16 protein-coding genes are annotated in these 18010 nt (G+C 60.9%); 7 read left to right on the top strand and 9 right to left on the bottom strand.

All coding sequences use genetic code 11. The features are described from left to right. The 3 genes from yidD to rpmH form a co-directional block, all read right to left on the bottom strand. Positions 1–210, bottom strand: a 210-nt coding sequence (gene yidD, locus ACTHN9_RS18005) for a membrane protein insertion efficiency factor YidD (RefSeq protein ID WP_440538131.1), incomplete at its 3' end; no start/stop codon positions are given. A gap of 94 nt (positions 211–304) precedes the next feature. Then, positions 305–766 (bottom strand): ribonuclease P protein component, encoded by a 462-nt coding sequence (gene rnpA / locus ACTHN9_RS18010; protein ID WP_440538132.1) that lies wholly within the window; start codon positions 764–766, stop codon positions 305–307. 88 nt (positions 767–854) lie between these two features. Continuing rightward, entirely contained in the window at positions 855–989 is a 135-nt protein-coding gene (rpmH, locus tag ACTHN9_RS18015; protein WP_004198824.1) for a 50S ribosomal protein L34, read from the bottom strand. 446 nt (positions 990–1435) lie between these two features. Here rpmH and dnaA point away from each other — a divergent pair, with 446 nt between their 5' ends. The 3 genes from dnaA to gyrB all read left to right on the top strand — a co-directional run bounded on the left by dnaA (position 1436) and on the right by gyrB (position 7091). Then, positions 1436–3049: a chromosomal replication initiator protein DnaA gene (gene dnaA, locus ACTHN9_RS18020; RefSeq protein WP_440538133.1), complete on the top strand. Its 1614-nt coding sequence runs from the start codon at positions 1436–1438 to the stop codon at positions 3047–3049. A gap of 272 nt (positions 3050–3321) precedes the next feature. Beyond that, positions 3322–4425 carry a DNA polymerase III subunit beta gene (gene dnaN / locus ACTHN9_RS18025; protein ID WP_440538134.1) on the top strand — a complete coding sequence of 368 codons (1104 nt, stop codon included), beginning with the start codon at positions 3322–3324 and terminating at the stop codon, positions 4423–4425. Between the two features lie 194 nt (positions 4426–4619). Next, positions 4620–7091: a DNA topoisomerase (ATP-hydrolyzing) subunit B gene (gyrB, locus tag ACTHN9_RS18030; protein WP_440538135.1), complete on the top strand. Its 2472-nt coding sequence runs from the start codon at positions 4620–4622 to the stop codon at positions 7089–7091. 1389 nt (positions 7092–8480) lie between these two features. On the opposite strand, the gene ACTHN9_RS18035 is transcribed toward gyrB, so the two are convergent. Then, on the bottom strand, positions 8481–8705 hold the full coding sequence (locus ACTHN9_RS18035) for a hypothetical protein (protein WP_440538136.1): 225 nt from the start codon (positions 8703–8705) through the stop codon (positions 8481–8483). 94 nt (positions 8706–8799) lie between these two features. After that, positions 8800–9720: a LysR substrate-binding domain-containing protein gene (locus tag ACTHN9_RS18040; RefSeq protein WP_440538137.1), complete on the bottom strand. Its 921-nt coding sequence runs from the start codon at positions 9718–9720 to the stop codon at positions 8800–8802. Between the two features lie 207 nt (positions 9721–9927). On the opposite strand from ACTHN9_RS18040, the gene ACTHN9_RS18045 reads away from it, so the two are divergent. From ACTHN9_RS18045 to ACTHN9_RS18060, 4 genes are all read left to right on the top strand, one after another. Then, on the top strand, positions 9928–11127 hold the full coding sequence (locus ACTHN9_RS18045) for a CaiB/BaiF CoA transferase family protein (protein WP_440538138.1): 1200 nt from the start codon (positions 9928–9930) through the stop codon (positions 11125–11127). Then, complete coding sequence (locus tag ACTHN9_RS18050; RefSeq protein WP_440538139.1) at positions 11124–11891, top strand: enoyl-CoA hydratase/isomerase family protein; 768 nt, start codon at positions 11124–11126, stop codon at positions 11889–11891. The genes ACTHN9_RS18045 and ACTHN9_RS18050 overlap by 4 nt, the downstream gene beginning before the upstream one ends. A 297-nt stretch (positions 11892–12188) precedes the next feature. Continuing rightward, on the top strand, positions 12189–13325 hold the full coding sequence (locus tag ACTHN9_RS18055) for an AAA family ATPase (protein WP_440538140.1): 1137 nt from the start codon (positions 12189–12191) through the stop codon (positions 13323–13325). Positions 13326–13348: 23 nt separating this feature from the next. Next, positions 13349–13840, top strand: a complete 492-nt coding sequence (locus tag ACTHN9_RS18060; protein WP_440538141.1) for a hypothetical protein — start codon at positions 13349–13351, stop codon at positions 13838–13840. 28 nt (positions 13841–13868) lie between these two features. On the opposite strand, the gene ACTHN9_RS18065 is transcribed toward ACTHN9_RS18060, so the two are convergent. The 4 genes from ACTHN9_RS18065 to ACTHN9_RS18080 all read right to left on the bottom strand — a co-directional run bounded on the left by ACTHN9_RS18065 (position 13869) and on the right by ACTHN9_RS18080 (position 17970). Next, entirely contained in the window at positions 13869–14558 is a 690-nt protein-coding gene (locus ACTHN9_RS18065; protein WP_440538142.1) for a hypothetical protein, read from the bottom strand. Further along, complete coding sequence (locus tag ACTHN9_RS18070; protein WP_440538143.1) at positions 14555–15484, bottom strand: hypothetical protein; 930 nt, start codon at positions 15482–15484, stop codon at positions 14555–14557. Before ACTHN9_RS18070 ends, ACTHN9_RS18065 begins: the two co-directional genes overlap by 4 nt. A gap of 232 nt (positions 15485–15716) precedes the next feature. Beyond that, positions 15717–16577, bottom strand: a complete 861-nt coding sequence (locus ACTHN9_RS18075) for a PhzF family phenazine biosynthesis protein (protein WP_440538144.1) — start codon at positions 16575–16577, stop codon at positions 15717–15719. A 91-nt stretch (positions 16578–16668) separates the two neighbouring features. Beyond that, positions 16669–17970, bottom strand: a complete 1302-nt coding sequence (locus ACTHN9_RS18080; protein WP_440538145.1) for an MFS transporter — start codon at positions 17968–17970, stop codon at positions 16669–16671. Positions 17971–18010 lie beyond the last annotated feature (40 nt).

Raw genomic sequence — 18010 nt, forward strand, 5'->3', positions numbered from 1 at the left:
GGGCGGAACGAGATCGATCCCGCCCTCGGAAAACGGATGGCAGCGACATAAGCGCTTCACCGCGAGGTAACTCCCGCGCGCGGCGCCATGATACTGGATTGCCTCGCGTGCGTAATCAGAACAGGAGGGATAAAAGCGGCACCGGCTGCCGAGCAGGGGGCTGACGGCAACCTTGTACACACGCAGCAGGGCGATCAGGACCGTTTGCATAGCGTTCGGGAGCCGGGCTCCCGCCGAGCGACGACGCGCGTGAAACCAAGGCGAGACGCCGTCGAACCACGCGCGCGCACGTGGACGACGCGTTTCAATCCGGCACCGATCCCGATGACGGCGCGGATGACGGCGATGACGGCGCGGCCGGCACTGAAGGGGGCGACGCCTGGCGCCGCGCGATCTCGCGCGCCACCTTGCCGAGCAGCATCTCGATTTCCGTTTTGCACAGTGCCCTCAACGACGGCGACACCGCGCTCGGTAGCGCGGTCTTGTCCAGCCGGGCGGACAGGCGCAAGAGTACATCCCAGCCGTCGAACTCGGCGCGACGCAGCCGAAAGCTTTCGCGCGCGATCCGTTTGATGAGATTACGCGTTGCGGCGCGCGGGGCAAATTTTTTGCCGACGACGAGCCCGAGACGGGCCGCCTGTCCGGTCGGCCGCGCATAGACGACGAAATGCGTCGAGCGGCGCCACGGGCGCAAACGAAAAACGGATGAAAATTCATCCGTTTTCAGTAGCCTTGCGGCTTTGGGGAAGGCTGCAGGCGCTTGCAACGGAACCGGACCCGATCAGGACGTGCCGCCGGCCGGCGGCACTCGCTAAAGAGGCGAGCGACGGCTACGGCGCGCGTGGCCTTCGACCTTAGATGGCCAGACGCTTGCGGCCCTTGGCGCGGCGAGCGTTGATCACCTTGCGGCCGCCGGCGGTCTTCATACGCACGCGAAAGCCATGGGTGCGCTTGCGGCGGGTAACGGACGGTTGGTAAGTACGTTTCATGTCGATCTCACTTGAGAATGGACCGCGTACGCATGCATCGGCACTAGGCGCGCTTTAAACAACATTAAACGCTAGGCAGGCAATGGGCCGGGGTCGAAAAAAGAGTGTTCGCTTTCGCGGGAACCCGCTATTTAAACCGCTTTTCTCTTGGCCGTCAATACTTTACGTGTATCGGCCGCTGACGCCGATGGTACCGGGCCATGGCCGTGCGCGCATCCGATGCACGATCCGGCCCTGTGGATAACTTCCTGGGTCCGGGCGTTTGGCGGTAGAATCTCGCCTTACTTCAAGAATCCAGCACGCCGCTCCGCTCGGGCCGGCTCGCCGCAAACCCTTGCGGCGACGGGCCGCGGGGCTCGCTCGCTTTGCCGCATCGGGTCCCTTTGCCGTGCCATGCACGGGGAGGGCGGTGGCGAGCGTTCGTGCCTTAAAAAGATATCGCCTTGATGAACGAATTCTGGCAACACTGTTCCGCACTGCTGGAGCGCGAGCTGACGCCCCAGCAGTACGTGACGTGGATCAAACCGTTGGCCCCGGTCGCCTTCGACGCCGCCGCGAACACGCTGTCCATCGCCGCGCCGAACCGCTTCAAGCTCGATTGGGTCAAAAGCCAGTTTTCGGGCCGTATCGCCGATCTCGCCCGCGACTTTTGGCAGGCCCCCGTCGAAGTGCAATTCGTCCTCGATCCGAAGGCGGGCATGCGTCCGAGCGTCGGGGCGTCGTCTGTGCCGCTGCCGCGCGTGCCGGCGTCGGCGGCTGCCGCGATGAGCGCGGCCGGCATGTCGCACGAAGGCGGTGCCGCGAGCGGCGCATCGAGCGTCGGCGCGATGGCGCCGAGATCCGTCAACGGCCTCGGCCGCGCGCAAGCGGCAAACGGTACGAGCGGCACCAACGGTGCAAGCGGCAACGGCACGCTGGACGACGCGGCCGATCTCGACTTGCCGAGCGTCGACGCGCACGAAGCCGCAGCCGCGCGCCGGACCTGGCGTCCGGGCGCGGGTAGCGGGCCGGGCAGCGCCGAAACCGAATCGATGTACGAGCGCTCGAAGCTCAATCCGGTGTTGACCTTCGACAATTTCGTGACCGGTAAGGCCAACCAACTGGCCCGCGCGGCCGCGATCCAGGTGGCCGACAACCCGGGCATTTCCTACAACCCGCTGTTTCTCTACGGCGGCGTGGGCCTCGGCAAGACGCACCTGATTCACGCGATCGGCAATCAGCTACTGCAAGACAAGGCCGGTGCGCGGATTCGCTATATCCACGCCGAGCAATACGTGTCCGACGTGGTGAAGGCATACCAGCGCAAGGCGTTCGACGACTTCAAGCGCTACTACCATTCGCTCGATTTGCTGCTCATCGACGATATTCAGTTCTTCTCGGGCAAGTCGCGGACGCAGGAAGAATTTTTCTACGCGTTCGAAGCGCTCGTCGCCAACAAGGCGCAGGTCATCATCACGAGCGATACGTACCCGAAGGAGATCTCGGGTATCGACGACCGCCTCATTTCCCGCTTCGATTCGGGCTTGACGGTGGCGATCGAGCCGCCCGAACTCGAAATGCGTGTGGCGATCTTGATGCGCAAAGCGCAATCCGAAGGCGTGAGCCTCTCGGAAGACGTCGCGTTTTTCGTCGCCAAGCACTTGCGTTCCAACGTGCGCGAACTCGAAGGCGCGCTGCGCAAGATCCTCGCGTACTCGAAGTTCCATGGACGCGAGATCTCGATCGAGCTGACCAAGGAAGCGCTCAAGGATTTGCTGACGGTGCAGAACCGCCAGATTTCCGTGGAAAACATCCAAAAGACTGTCGCCGACTTCTACAACATCAAAGTGGCCGACATGTACTCGAAAAAGCGCCCGGCCAACATCGCGCGGCCGCGGCAAATCGCCATGTATCTCGCGAAGGAACTCACGCAAAAGAGCCTGCCCGAGATCGGCGAGTTGTTCGGGGGGCGCGATCACACCACGGTCCTGCATGCCGTGCGCAAGATTGCCGACGAGCGCGGCAAGGATGCGCAGCTCAACCACGAGTTGCACGTGCTGGAGCAAACGCTCAAGGGGTGAGCCGAGCGTGAACCGAGCGCGAGCCGGCCCGGACCGCGGTGAGCCGAGCGCGCCTCCTGGGCCCCCGGTTTTGGCGGGAGCGGGGCATTTTTCAGGCACAATATAGGTTTAGCCCCCCGTGCTTCGCGGCGCGAGCGAGGCGGGGATGAAAGCGCGGGAACAACGCGCGGGCAGGATGGCGAAGGCGCGCAGCAAATGCGGGGTATCGGCGCTTTCGTCGAACGAACTGCCGGGTGAGGCGGAGTTTGCCGTCATATCAACGAAGGAACCCTATGCAACTGGTCAAGACCGAACGAGATAACCTCCTAAGGCCGCTGCAAACCGTGAGCGGCATCGTCGAACGCCGCCATACGTTGCCGATCCTCGCAAACTTGCTGATCACCAAGAACGGCCCCGATGTGTCGTTTCTGTCGACTGACCTCGAGTTGCAAATCACCACGCGCGCCGATTTCGGCGTCGGCGACGAATCGGTGGCCACGACGGTCGCGGCGCGCAAGCTGCTCGATATCCTGCGCGCGATGCCCGACGGCCAGGTGAGCCTCTCGCTGGCGGATAAGCGCTTGACCGTGCAATCGGGCAAGAGCCGTTTCGCGTTGCAAACGCTCGCGGCCGACGAATTTCCCACGGTGGCGCAGGCGAAGGATTACGGCGCGAGCTTGACCGTGCCGCAAAAGACGTTCCGCCAGTTGCTCGGGATGGTCTATTTCGCGATGGCGCAGCAAGACATCCGTTACTACCTGAACGGGATGCTGCTCGTCGTGGATGGCGGCCAGCTCATGGCCGTGGCTACGGACGGCCACCGTCTCGCGTTCTCGTCGATGAAGATCGACGGCGATTTCCCGCGCCAGGAAGTGATCATTCCGCGCAAGACGATTCTTGAGCTGCAACGTCTGCTCGAAGACATCGACGATACGCTCAAGATTGACATCGCCTCGACGCAGGTGAAGTTCACGTTCGGCCAGGTCGAACTCGTCTCGAAGCTCGTCGAGGGCAAGTTCCCCGATTTCCAACGCGTGATTCCGAAGGCGCACAAGAACACGTTCGTGATCGGCCGCGACGAACTGCAGCGTTCGCTGCAACGCGCGGCGATTCTGACGTCGGACAAGTTCAAGGGCGTGCGCTGCGTGATCGAGCCGGGCCAGCTCAAGATCATGTCGACGAACGCCGATCAGGAAGAAGCGCAGGAAGAACTCGAGATCGCCTATCAGGGCGACACGATCGACATGGGCTTTAACGTCACGTATCTGCTCGACGTGCTGGCGAATCTGAAGGTCGACATGCTGCAAGTGAGCGTCGGCGACGCCAGCTCCAGCGCGTTGATCACGATTCCCGAGAACGACGAATTCAAGTACGTCGTCATGCCGATGCGCATCTAAAGCCGATCGACACCAAGAACGAACCAAGGGGCGCAGCGCCCCTTTGGCGTTTCTTAAAGGGCGAGCGAAACCCGCCGCCCGTTGCCCGCACCGCTTGCCCGGTGCAAGAAAACCAGCGCCGCTGCCTGGTTTTTCTCGGGCTTTCGACGTATCGCGCGGCACAACCGCAGTGAATGCAGAACCGGAACATATCCATGAGTGAACAGCACAATACGCAACCCGACAACAGCTACGGCGCCTCGTCGATTCAGATCCTCGAGGGTCTGGAGGCGGTGCGCAAGCGCCCCGGGATGTACATCGGCGACACGTCGGACGGCACCGGCCTGCATCACCTCGTTTTCGAAGTACTCGACAACTCCATCGACGAAGCGTTGGCGGGCTACTGCAACGACATCCACGTCATCATCCACGCCGATAACTCCATCTCGGTTACCGATAACGGCCGGGGCATTCCGACCGGCATCAAGCGCGACGACAAGCATGATCCGAAGCGCAGCGCCGCCGAGATCGTGATGACCGAGCTGCACGCGGGCGGCAAGTTCGACCAGAACAGCTACAAGGTGTCGGGCGGCTTGCACGGCGTGGGCGTTTCGTGCGTGAACGCGCTCTCTAGCTGGCTGCGTTTGACGGTGCGCCGCGACGGCAAAAAGCACTTCATGGAGTTTCACCGTGGCGTGCCGCAGAACCGTGTGGTCGAGGAACAAGACGGCGAACGCGTCTCGCCGATGCAGTATGTGGGCGAGACCGAGAACCGCGGCACCGAAGTGCACTTCATGGCCGACGTAGCGATCTTCGGTTCGGTCGAATATCACTACGACATTTTGGCAAAGCGCATTCGGGAGCTTTCGTTCCTGAACAACGGCGTTCGGATTCGCTTGACCGACCAGCGTAGCGGCAAGGAAGACGATTTCGCGCTGGCGGGCGGCGTGAAGGGCTTCGTCGAATTCATCAACAAGACGAAGCAGGTGCTGCACCCGACCATTTTCCACATCAACGGCGAGAAGGACGGCGTGGGCGTGGAAGTGGCGATGCAGTGGAACGACAGCTACAACGAAAGCGTCCTGTGCTTCACGAATAACATTCCGCAGCGCGACGGCGGCACCCACTTGACGGGATTGCGTGCGGCGATGACGCGCGTGATCAACAAGTACATCGGCGATCACGAGATCGCCAAGAAGGCGAAGGTCGAGACGTCGGGCGACGACATGCGCGAAGGCTTGTCTTGCGTGCTGTCGGTGAAGGTGCCTGAGCCGAAGTTCAGCTCGCAGACGAAGGACAAGCTTGTTTCGTCGGAAGTGCGTGCGCCGGTGGAAGAAGTGGTGGCCAAGGCGCTCGAGGAATTCCTGCTGGAAACGCCGAACGACGCGAAGATCATTTGCGGCAAGATCGTGGATGCGGCGCGTGCGCGCGACGCGGCGCGCAAGGCGCGCGAGATGACGCGGCGCAAGGGCGTGCTCGACGGCGTGGGCTTGCCGGGCAAGCTGGCGGATTGCCAAGAGAAGGATCCGGCGAAGTCGGAAATTTACATCGTCGAGGGCGACTCGGCGGGCGGATCGGCGAAGCAGGGGCGCGATCGAAAGTTTCAGGCGATCTTGCCGCTGCGCGGCAAGGTGCTGAACGTGGAGAAGGCGCGCTACGACAAGCTGCTCTCGTCGGAGCAGATCGTCACGTTGATTACGGCGCTGGGCTGCGGGATCGGCAAAGAGGATTACAACCTCGATAAGCTGCGTTATCACCGCATCATCATCATGACCGACGCGGACGTGGACGGCGCGCACATTCGTACGCTGCTGCTCACATTCTTCTATCGGCAGATGCCGGAGATGATCGAGCGTGGCTATATCTATATCGCGCAGCCGCCGCTGTATAAGGTCAAGGCCGGGAAGGACGAGCGGTATCTGAAGGATGGCGCCGAGTTGAACGCGCACATGCTGCGGCTTGCGTTGCAAGGATCGGAACTGACGCCCTCGGAAGGCGCGGCGCCGATCGCCGGCGATGCGCTGGGTGAGCTGGCGCGTTCGTATTTGCTGGCGCAGGGTGTGGTTGAGCGGTTGAGCCGGCTGTATGACTCGCAGGCCCTCGAAGCGGTGATGGACGGCGTGGCGATCGACTTGTCGAGCGAAGCGGCGGCGGAGGCTTCGGCCAAGGCGTTGCAAACCGCGTTGCAGAACAATCCGCTGAAGCCGGAAATCACCGCGTATGCGATGTATGACGCCGTGCGCGAGTTGCGTTCGATCTGTATCGAACGTTGGCATCATGGGAACGTGAAGAAGTCGGTGATCGATGCGGATTTCTTGATCACCGCCGATTATCAGCAGCTTGTGAATACGGCGAATACGTTCAAGGGGTTGATCGGTGCTGGTGCGCTTATCAAGCGCGGCGAGCGGAGTATGGCCGTGTCGGATTTCAAGAACGCGATGCGGTGGTTGATTGCCGATGCCGAGCGCAATGTGTCGAAGCAGCGGTATAAGGGGCTGGGGGAGATGAACCCCGGGCAGCTGTGGGAAACGACGATGGATCCGACCGTGCGGCGGTTGCTGCGGGTGCAGATTGAGGATGCAATTGCGGCGGATGGGATCTTTACGACGCTGATGGGGGATGAGGTGGAGCCTCGGCGAGCGTTTATTGAAAGCAATGCACGGCAGGCGGGGAATATTGATGTTTGAGGTCGATTGTAGATAGCCTCATAACCTGAGAAAAACGGACCCATAAGTTGAGAAACTCATGGGTCCGTTTTTAATGGTGTAGCCATTTGGACGATTCTCAGACATGCAGCGTTCAAGTTGGACGATGCGACCTAGAGGCTCGATGCCCATGCTCGTGAGTCGTTCAATCAGCTCCCCCGAAGATTCCTCCTTGCGCGGACACCACGTCGTCGACTGGCCGCGACGTCGAATCGCCGGTCGTAGGCGTTCCCCGAAGGCGCGCGGTAGCGCGCCGGGGCGGCCACCATCGCCAGGAACATGATGTCGCGCTCACGAGTGGGTGGGCGTTTTTCACCGCAAGGCTCCGGCCCCTTCACGCGCCCCACTCCGATATAAGCAGTCATATATGACCTCTTGGCGCGAATATCGACCCATATTTGACCGTTTTCTACAGCACACTGGTGCCCACCGATGAATGTTATATGGTGGACGAATACGACGCATTAGCCAGTTACGGGTTCAGAACTATGGGCGCGCCGTTTTATGGAAAGATAGACAGAGAGTAGGACCAGTATGTCTATGACGTGAACAAGATCCTTTGCATTGCCCGTGGTCCGCTGCTCCATGAAGCTCATGAGAGGCCAGGTAATGATAGAAACGCTCAACGTCGTTACTTCCCTTAAAGAACTCTGTTCCATCCAGAACCGTTTCGTTCTCCAAAGCCATCGCGTGCAGCGAATGGCAAGAATTCCAAGCGTTACAAAATAGATCGAAGCTAGCACGTCCCTCACCGGTGATGACCCATGACCAAGCATGAGGATAGGCATGCTGATGAACACGATAGCCAAAAATGCACAGCCTAATGCGGCCATACGTAGAAAGAAGGTCGGCATTAACGTTCCCCGATAGTTATCCGCTAGTTTGTGGAGCTGACCACGTAAAGCACGACGAGCGTGTGGACATCCTATCATTGTCAGCGATTCCTGCTCGGTTGTCGAAGGCCCAATCTTGGCCGAGTTCGGAAGCCACCTCCCGCGAATAGTCAAACGCCGCTATGTCGCCGAGGGACAATTCGCTTTAGTCGGCTGGTGAAGCTAGACTGCCAACGACGTAGCGGTTTTGCAGCCGAGCAAACCGACGAGGATCAGGGCGTAAAACAAGCCGCGGCCCGCAGGATCATCCCCAGGTTGTGGCCAGCGCCTCACAGCACGATGCTTTGCTTTAACCAGATGCTCCCCCGTCTCGGCAGGAGCCTCCATTGGCAGAATCGGAAATGTCGGTTTACGGGGTGCTACGCAGCATTAGCGCTCCAGCTGCTGCGAAACGATCTTGAAACCCGGCCCCGCATCGCTACTCGCTGCAACGCATCGAGATCGCACCCGGTGACGGACGCAACGTCCGTCACCAGGCTTAGCCGCGCAGCAATAGGTAGGCAATAAAAGACCCGATAAGCAGGGCGCCGGCACAGTAAAACACGGTCTTATTCCGCAGCACATCAAGCTTGGACGCATACGGTCTATTCTCCCCGTCCAGGTCCCAGTAATCGATACCCGGATCGCCCGTGAGATTGACGACGATCACTGCGGCCGCACTGACGAAGAGCATAAAAAGAACGATCGCTATCGATGTCGCCATATCCCGGTATTCCGCTTAATCATCCACAGATGCATGGCTGCACGCCTTCCACAACCACCCATGCCCCCGCGATTCCGGCCAAAAAACGATGGCATCATTCCGACCTAACCGCCCACTCCCCCCGCCCACCAGCAGCCTTAACCAATTCCACCACCACCGCTTCGACCTTAACCGCTGCATGGCTATGCAACGCCGTATCCCTCGAACACAGCGACAACTCACGCCTAAAGCCACGATGCTCGACCCGAGCGAGCTTAAGCCTCCGCTCATCGAGTTCAACATGCGCCGCAGACCAAGGCAAGACAGTCACACCCAGCCCCGCCATGACGCCCGCAAAAAGCAGCGCCGTCGAACTCGCCTCGAACAGCACGTTACAAGCAAGACCATGCTCACGAAGCGCCCATTCGACCCGTGCCCGTATGCTGTTGGGCGCACTCGGAAGAATCATCGGCATCCGGGCGAGTTCGGCAACTCCGATCGGCTCACTGGGCAAATCGAACGCGGGCCACGCGATGAGATACAGCGCTTCCGAAAGCAAATGTTCCGTCCTAATACCGTGCATCTGAACCGCATCGACAACAACCGCAAGATCGGCGCGCCCACTCGCCACCGCCGCTTGCAAATCGGCACTCGGCATCTCGATTAACTCGAGCACGATGCCGGGATATCGATCGCGTACGGCCCGCGCGAGCGGGATGCCGATCAGGCGAGCGGTGCTCGAGGGAAAACCGACAGCCACCTTACCCCGCGGGTTCTCAGCATCCTGCACCAGTAGATCCCGCGTCCGATCGGCCTCACGCAAGATCTGCAACGCGTGTCGATGCAACGTCCTGCCCGCGGCAGTCGGCGTCACCCCTTGCGCGCTTCGCTCCAGCAGCAGCATGCCAAGCTCGCCTTCCAAATTGCGAATTTGCTGGCTGACCGCCGGTTGCGCGACATGCAACACTTCGCTCGCGCGCGTCACATTTCCGCATTCGACCACTTTGACGAAATATCTCAATTGTCGGAAATTCACGCGATATTTCCTCGGCAGGGCATAAGCAAAAACGATCAGGCGAGCGAAATATCATATTTCAAATCAATGACGCTTCCCATTACTCTGGCCTACACAACCAACGACATTGCTGCGCTTGTCCCACATTTCGTTGGCGTTGGTGCAGAGCCGGTAGCGGAGCAAGGCGACGCGGTGCGCTTTCCGGCTTAACGATAGGGAGTCTTCAACATGCAACGCCCGCTTTCGCAGGATCGCCCGCTTTCCGGCGTCACTGTTTTAGATCTGACTCATGTTCTTTCCGGGCCGTTCTGCACGATGATCCTCGCCGACATGGGCGCTCGGGTCATCAAAGTCGAACGTCCGGGGGAGGGCGACGAGGCGCGCGGATTCGGTCCGTTCATGCAAACGTCGCAAGGGGCATCGTCGGGGTATTTCTTTTCGGTCAATCGCGGCAAGGAGTCCATCGCGCTCGATTTGAAGAATGAACAGGACCGCGACATCCTCGAACGGATGTTGGCCCAAACCGATGTCCTCGTCGAGAACTTCAAGCCCGGCGCGATGGATCGCCTGGGGCTCGGTTGGGAAACGCTTTCGAGTCAGTATCCGCAATTGGTGATGTGCTCGGTGTCGGGCTTCGGCCAAACCGGCCCTTACCGTTCATTGCCTGCCTACGATCTGGTGGTGCAGGCGATGGGCGGCATCATCAGCTTGACCGGGCCCGAAGGTGGGCCGCCGGTTCGCGTCGGGACGTCGGTCGGCGATTTGTGTGCGGGACTTTATGCCGCGATCGGCATCCTAGCCGCGCTGCACGAGCGCGTGCGGACGGGCCGCGGCAGCTACGTGGACATCGCCATGCTCGACGTCCAAGCGGCGATGCTCGAAAATGCCGTCGCACGTTATCAGGTCGACGGCAAGGTGCCGGGACCGGTCGGATTGCGTCATCCGACGGTGAGCCCGTTCGGTGCTTTCCGAGCGAAGGACGGGGCGTTGACGATTGCGGTCGGCAGCGACGCGATGTTCGAACAGCTTTGTCGATCGCTCGGGTGGCCTGAAGGTGGCCGCGATCCCCGGTATTGCACGAATGCCGGCCGTACCGAGCATCTGGCCGAGCTGACGGCGGAAATGGAGCGGCAGTTACAGGCTGCGACCGTCGACGAGTGGCTCGTTCGCTTGAGGGCGGATGGCATCCCCTGCGGACCCGTGAACGACATTGCACAAGTGCTGCGCGATCCGCAACTGCGCGCGCGCGATATGTTTGTCGATTTGCCCGTCGAGGGGGATAGGTCTATGACTGTCGTCGGCACGCCGCTGCGCTTTGTCGGACGAGCCGCGCCCGAGTACCGCCCGGCACCACGGCTCGATCAACATCGCGATGCGTTGATCGCCGAATTCGGCGCGAACAATAACGAAGAAAGGAGTGCAGCATGAGCGAGATTGTCGATACCGGCTGCGTTCGAATCATCCGCCCGGCGCCGCACATTGTGCGCATCGAACTCGACAACCCGCCGATGAACGCGCTCGCGCGCAAGCTGCGAGCGCAATTGCGCGACGCGCTGGCCGCCGTTCGTACCGATGCCGAGGTTCGCTGTCTGATTCTCACCGGTACGGGGCGCGCGTTTTGCGCGGGCGACGATCTCAAGGAGGCCATGGAGCAAGGGCAGGATTTCGCCGATCTGTGCGACTTGTTCAATGCCGTGGAGGATTTTCCGAGCCCTGTGATTGCGGCGGTGAATGGTTGGTGCGTCGGCGGTGGTCTCGAGCTTGCCCTCTGTTGCGACATCCGTATCGCCAGCGAGGAGGCCCGTTTCACCGCGGCGGGCGTCAACGTCGGGCTCATGGCCTCCACGTACCGTTTGCCGCGCATCATTGGGCTAGGTCGCGCCAAGGCCATGCTGTTGACCGGTTCGCCGCACGATGCCCAGACCGCTGAAAGGTGCGGTCTCGTCACGGCCGTGGTGCCTGCGGCGGACCTCGGTACGGCCGCGCTGACATTGGCGAAGACAATCGCATCGCGCGCACCGTTGTCCGAGCGTGCCGTTAAGCGAGCCGCGAACCTGGCGTTCGATGTGTCGCGTGATGAAGCGGACGCCGGCGCGATAGCGGGGTTCGCCGAGTTGGAGCGAAGCGATGATCACCGCGAGGCGCTCGAGGCGTTTTCCAATCGCGGTACCCCGGTCTTTTGGGGGCGGTAGCAGCGCCTGTTTTCGCGGAAGCTTGGTGGCCAGGGGGCTGCGCGGGCGGCACTTAAACGGGTAGCTCGGACGCAACGAGGGCGATTCGCTTCCTATACGGATAGCGCCGTTTGACGCTTGGGCGTAGTCGCTCGAAGAACCGTGTAGTATCAATGGCCGTTTAGGCAAGTCCGCTATAAGCGAGAGACCGAGACAATGCCGGAGAAATCGGATCGTCATCCACGAAGCGCACGACTGGAAGCCGCCGAGGCTGCGAAGAACGCCGCGCGACGCAAAGCGAACGGTTCCGCGAAAACTATGAAGCTTTCCATTCGTCACTTTGCGCATCTCAAAGAGGTCGACCTGACATTCGGCGATCTCACCGTCCTCGTCGGCCCTCAAGGCGCCGGCAAGAGCCTTGCGCTGCAATGGCTCAAGGTAGCCATGGATGGCCGCCAACTCGTCGATGCGCTCCGGGCTGCCGGACATCCGACCGAGCGGCCCGACGTTCTTGTCGATTTGATTTTCGGTACAGGAATGGCGGCGGCCTGGAAAGATGGCAAGACGGAGGTCACCTTCGGTCGCAAGCGACTATCGCCGAAAACCTTTTCGCGTATCGGCGACGGCGGAGAGCGACTCTTTTTCGTGCCTGCGCACCGCTCGATGCTGATTAGCGACGGCTGGGCATCGCCATTTCAGAAGCTCACCTCCGATACACCCGCGGTCGCCCGCATTTTTAGTCAAACCCTATTCGATCGCTTCAGCGGGAAGGATGCCGGCACGCTATTCCCCGTCGACAAAAGGCTCAAACAAGAGATACGAGAGCAAATCGACGCCGCGATTTTCCACGGGGGCAAAGTCGGGATCGAAGAAGATGCGCAACATGCCAGACGGCTGCGGCTAGTTCACGGCGGGATGCACTTACCGTTCATGACGTGGACTGCAGGGCAGCGCGAATTCACGCCGCTACTGCTCGGCCTTTACCATCTCTTGCCGTCCGTTCAATCGCGAAAGCGTGCAGGGACGGACTGGGTGGTCATCGAGGAACCCGAGATGGGGCTTCACCCCCAAGCCGTGACCGCCGTGCTGTTGCTTGTGCTCGATCTGTTATGGCGTGGCTACCGAGTCGTACTGTCGACGCACTCGCCCCATGTGGTGACGATGCTGTGGATGATGCGTCGGATGCAAGAGCACGGTGCGCATGCGCGGCGTGTCTGCGAGGCATTCGGCGTGAGCGGATCGACGACGATGCAGCGTGTGGCGGAGGCCGCGCTGACCAAGGACTATCGCGCGTACCTTATGCACTTCGACCAACAATCGAAAGTTCGCTCGATGGACATTTCTTCTCTCGACCCAGGCTCCGAGGACGAGCGAATTGCAGGGTGGGGAGGATTGACGGAATACTCGTCCCGTTTCGGCGACGCTGTCCGCGAGGCGGTCAACGACTCATGGTAAAAAAAACGACACGCAAGACGCCTGTGAGAAGCGCCCTAGTCGAAACCTCGGAGCTGCTTCCTTCGGTTTTGGATGGACTGGCTGCCGTAGCCGCCGCGCACCGGGAATTATTCGACCACTCGATACGTTCGGCATTCGCCGACAGCCTGGATCTCGATCGCGCCACCAAGCCCGGCCGCGAGGAGGAAAACCGATGGGATTACTTGCTCGGTCATGAGGCGAGTGGCGAGGTAGTAGCGGTCGAGCCTCATTCCGCCAAGGACGGGCATGTCCGTACCGTCGTCAACAAGCAACTCGCTGCGCGAGTTCATCTCAGGAGTCATCTCCGAGACGGCGTGAAAATCCGCAAGTGGATTTGGGTTTCGGCCGGAAAGGTGCACTTCGCCAATACGGAGACGACGACTAGGCTGCTAGATCAGAGCGGCATCGCGTTTGCCGGTACCAAGATCTCGACGAAGCATCTGCCGTCGATCCTTTCGATGACGAATCCGGTGCGGCGTAAAGGCAAGCGGTGATAGACCGCTCGCAAAAACGCCAACCCTATTACCGACGAACTTCCTCGAACGCTTGTTTTTGCGGATTCCAGCCAAACGTCGCCCCCACGCACACACCGTCCTTGACCGCTGGCCCTGCCACGCTTATCCGCGGCGCATCCCCGTCTTTTTCCACCTTCACCGTATCGATTCCCTCTTCGCACAGCATCCCATGAGCGGGGGCGAGACTTTGGACCAGCGCGCCGGTCTTCTTATCCCGCACCTCGATCACCCGGTCGGCCGAGGCGATCGATGGAATGACGAAGTACCAGCGATCCGTGGACGCCGCCTGCGGTATGGGAACCGGCTCGGCGCCATAGGCGCTGTAGGCGACGAGCTTCAAATGGATGGGCAGTTTCTGTCCGGTGCGATAACTGACCCAGGTGCCTCGGTAAGTCTTAGGCGGACTGAGATCGGCCGGCAGCCCGAGCTGAGCCACCGGCAAGCCGCCCGCGTCCAGCTCATCCATGCGGATGTTGTCCGGCTCGTGCGAGATCGTCGGTTTGAGTCGGATGGGAGTACGGTGCCGGTCGTAGAAATACACCCCTGTGGTCACGGTATTGGTGAGGGACAGGTACACCGTGACGGGCTGCTTTCCAATGGTCCCTTGAAACAGGGAGTTGGCATCGGCGATGGACGCATGGAACCCCAGCAGCGTGAGGCCAAACCATGCCACGACGGATTGAGGACGCTTGATCATCGGTTCATCGGTCCTTTAGTGCTGCCGGTGTAGACCAGTTTTGCCGGCGAGGTGAACCGATAGTGGTCCCAGGTCGCAAGACCATTGCGATAGTCGACACCCCACTCCCCGCGAACATCGATCCGGCCACGTGGCAAGAACCAGAGGTCCCCGTTTTCCGCGAGCTTATCGAGTGGGGGAAAGTTGCGGAACTGCCCGTCTAGAAATAGGAAGTAGCTCCGGCTGCCCGTGGTGCGATTGCCGTTGCTATCGGTCTTGAGCCGCGCCGCTCGGAAATCGGTATGCCTATCTCCGTTGTAATTGCCGAATTCCAGCGTATCGGTATAGTCGAACTCCAACTGCAAGTGATCCAAAGTCTGGACCTTCTTCCCCGTCGCGCGATCGTAGACGTCGATCCGATCGACTAGGCCGCCATATTCGCCACGGGCCTTATGCGCGTGTACCCGAAATAGAAATGCACCGCTTTTTCCGGTCTGCAGCAGATCGCCATCGTAGGCCACGTCGGCGACGCTGGGCGCACCGAACATGATCGTCTGCTTGAGTTTGAATGGCGTGCGAACTCGGCTCTTCAGATCCATCCAGTCGCCGGCGAGCTTGCGATCCGTCCAGCTGAAATCGTGCAGCGCCAACATCGCGAACGGCTGGCCCTTCGCGTCTCTTACGTTCAGCGAGAGATCCGACGTCCCCCGCGGACCGTCCGTCAGCGGCGTCTCGTCGAGCGTCAGCAGCAGGCTGCCGTCCGGCTCGAACACGTAGCCGCTCAGGCTGGGACCGTGACTGTCGAGACGCAGGATCAGTTGCACGGCCTCTCCGCCAATGCTGCCTTCTTGCACTTGCGTGTCCACCGCTTGAGCGGATGCCGGGGAGGCCAACCACGGCGCAATACACACCGCCAGCCCGGCGGCCCATTTGGAAATGTTATTCATCGGTAAAGATCGCGGGGGAATGCCCTTAGTTGTAATAGACCGTCTTGTATATCGATTCCGCTCCCTCAAGCAGAACGATTATCGGGTGCCATTATCGTCAACTATGCCGACGACGCAATGCGCGTGTGCAGCTTGAGCGGCCTTTGCGATCGACGAAACGACGTCGTTCACGTTCCGCGTCGATCTTCCCGATCGGGAAGATCACATCCGGGCTTCCCTTCCTAGCATCGCCTCACACATCCACTACCCCGCGCCCCAACTCGATCACACGGCCCCCCACGCTGATCGCGCCACCGACGTCGACCGAAAGGCGCAGGAGGCAAGGCCGGCCGACCGCTTCGCCCTGCGCGACCTGCAAGTTCACCGGCAAATCGCGCTTCTGGGCCTGCAGCCATCCGCCCAGGTTTGCGCAAGCCGAACCCGTGCCCGGGTCTTCCGACACGCCACCGTCCGGCTGTGCAAAGAAATAGCGAGACACCACCTTCCCCTCGTCGGCCGGATCGAAGGCGAACAGGTAGGCGGTTCTCCTGCCGAGGCTGCTTTGCGGCCATTGGTCCAGCCGCGCAGCGTCTAGCCGAGCGCGCCGCACGGCATCGACGCTCTTGAGCGCAACGAGCAGTTGATCCGCACCGGTATCGACCCACATCGGCGACGTCAACAAGTCCTCTTCATCAAGGCCCAACAACGATGCGACCTGCCCATCGGATAACGCACAGGCGGAAGTCTTGGGGGCACCCGTATGCGGAGCCACGAACGTCCACACCTCTGCGTTCGCCCGCACCGGAACGATGCCTGCTTTGAACTCGAGCGTGAGGTCGTCACCCGTCTTCAAGACATCGCGAACCACTTGCGCTGTTCCAAGCGTCGGATGTCCGGCGAAACGCATCTCATAGCCGGTTGTAAAAATGCGCACACGCGCATGCGCTTTATCCGAGGGAAGGACGAACGTCGTCTCGGATAGATTGAATTGGATCGCGAGCGCTTGCATCGTCGCGTCGTCCATCCCGCGCGCATCTTCGAAGACGCAAAGCGGATTACCGCCGAACGTCGATTCGGCGAATACATTCAGCAAGCGAAAAGCGTAGGTTGTCATGGGGGGCGGATCTCGTAGCGATATCGGCGAGGCGATAGGATGCATTAAAACGAGCCGCGCCGCCCAATACCCCGACGCCCTCACTGCCCCGCTACGCCGCGACGCGCCGTTGCACGGTCCCGTGCCTCACCTTGCTAGCCGACGCCAGCGCCGCCAGGCTGATCATCGCGGTCATCATCAAATAGAAGCTCGGCGCACTTCGATTCGCCGTCGCGCTAATGAGCCAGGTGACGACCGTCGGCGTAAATCCGCCGAACACGGTCACGCCGATGTTGTACGCGACGGACATGCCCGTCGAGCGTGTGGCCGTCGGAAAGATCTCCGACATCAATGCGGGCAACGCGCCGAAATAGATCGACTTCAGCAACGCGAGCCACGCCACGAGCGCAAACAGCGTCACAGTGGAAAGATGCGCGATGGTGTAGGCAAACGCCGGATAGACGGTAACGGTCAGCAGCAACCCCACGGCGGTCATCTGCAAGAGCCGCCCGATACGGTCCGACAAGTGTCCCGCCACCGGTGTCACGCACGTCAGAATGACCCCACCCAACATCGTCGCCGCGAAGCTCGTCGATGCGGGCAAATGCAATTCTCGAATCGCAAAGGTCGGCAGGTACTGCAGCAGATAGTTGACCGATGTCGACACGGCAAGCGCACCGGTTGCCACGAGCACCATCCGTTTTTGCGAGCGGAACACGTCGCGAACCGGCGTCTCGGTGCGCACGGCCTCGGTGAAGTCCGGCGCATCTTCGAGAAAGCGCCGCAAGTACAAGCCCACCGGACCGATCAATAAGCCGATAAAAAACGGCACCCGCCATCCCCACGACGCCAACGCCTCATGAGACAGCCCCTTTGCCAGCGCAAAGCCGCACGTCGCGGCCATCAGCGTCGAGAGCCCCTGCGTGGCGAACTGCCAGCTCGCGAGAAAGCCGCGCCGATGCGGCGCATGTTCGATCAGCATGGCGGTCGATGCCCCGAACTCGCCTCCCGCCGAGAACCCCTGAATCAAGCGCGCCGCAAAAACCCCCAGCGGGGCGGCGATCCCGATGCTCGCATACGTCGGCATGAACGCGACGAGCGCCGTGCCGATCATCATGAGGCTAACGGACATCACCAAGGCCGCTTTGCGTCCATGTTTGTCGGCATAGGCACCGAGCACGACGCCGCCGATCGGCCGCACGAGGTACGACGCGCCGAACGTCCCGAACGTGAGCAGCAACGAAGCGGTCTGATTCGTCGTGGGGAAAAAGTGCTTGCCGATGTAGAGCGCGAAAAAGCCGTAAATCGCAATGTCGAACCATTCCAGCGCATTGCCGGCCGAGGTCGCGACGACGATTTGTACAAGGCTCGGCGGCTTGCGTGCCGGGGAGCCCGAAGAAGGACGGGGACTCATCGGGATCCTCGATCGGTGGGCGAGCGATAGGGATTCGGGC

Origin of the sequence: Trinickia sp., assembly GCF_051953405.1 — a bacterium.
In the GTDB taxonomy this organism is placed as follows: Bacteria; Pseudomonadota; Gammaproteobacteria; order Burkholderiales; family Burkholderiaceae; genus Trinickia.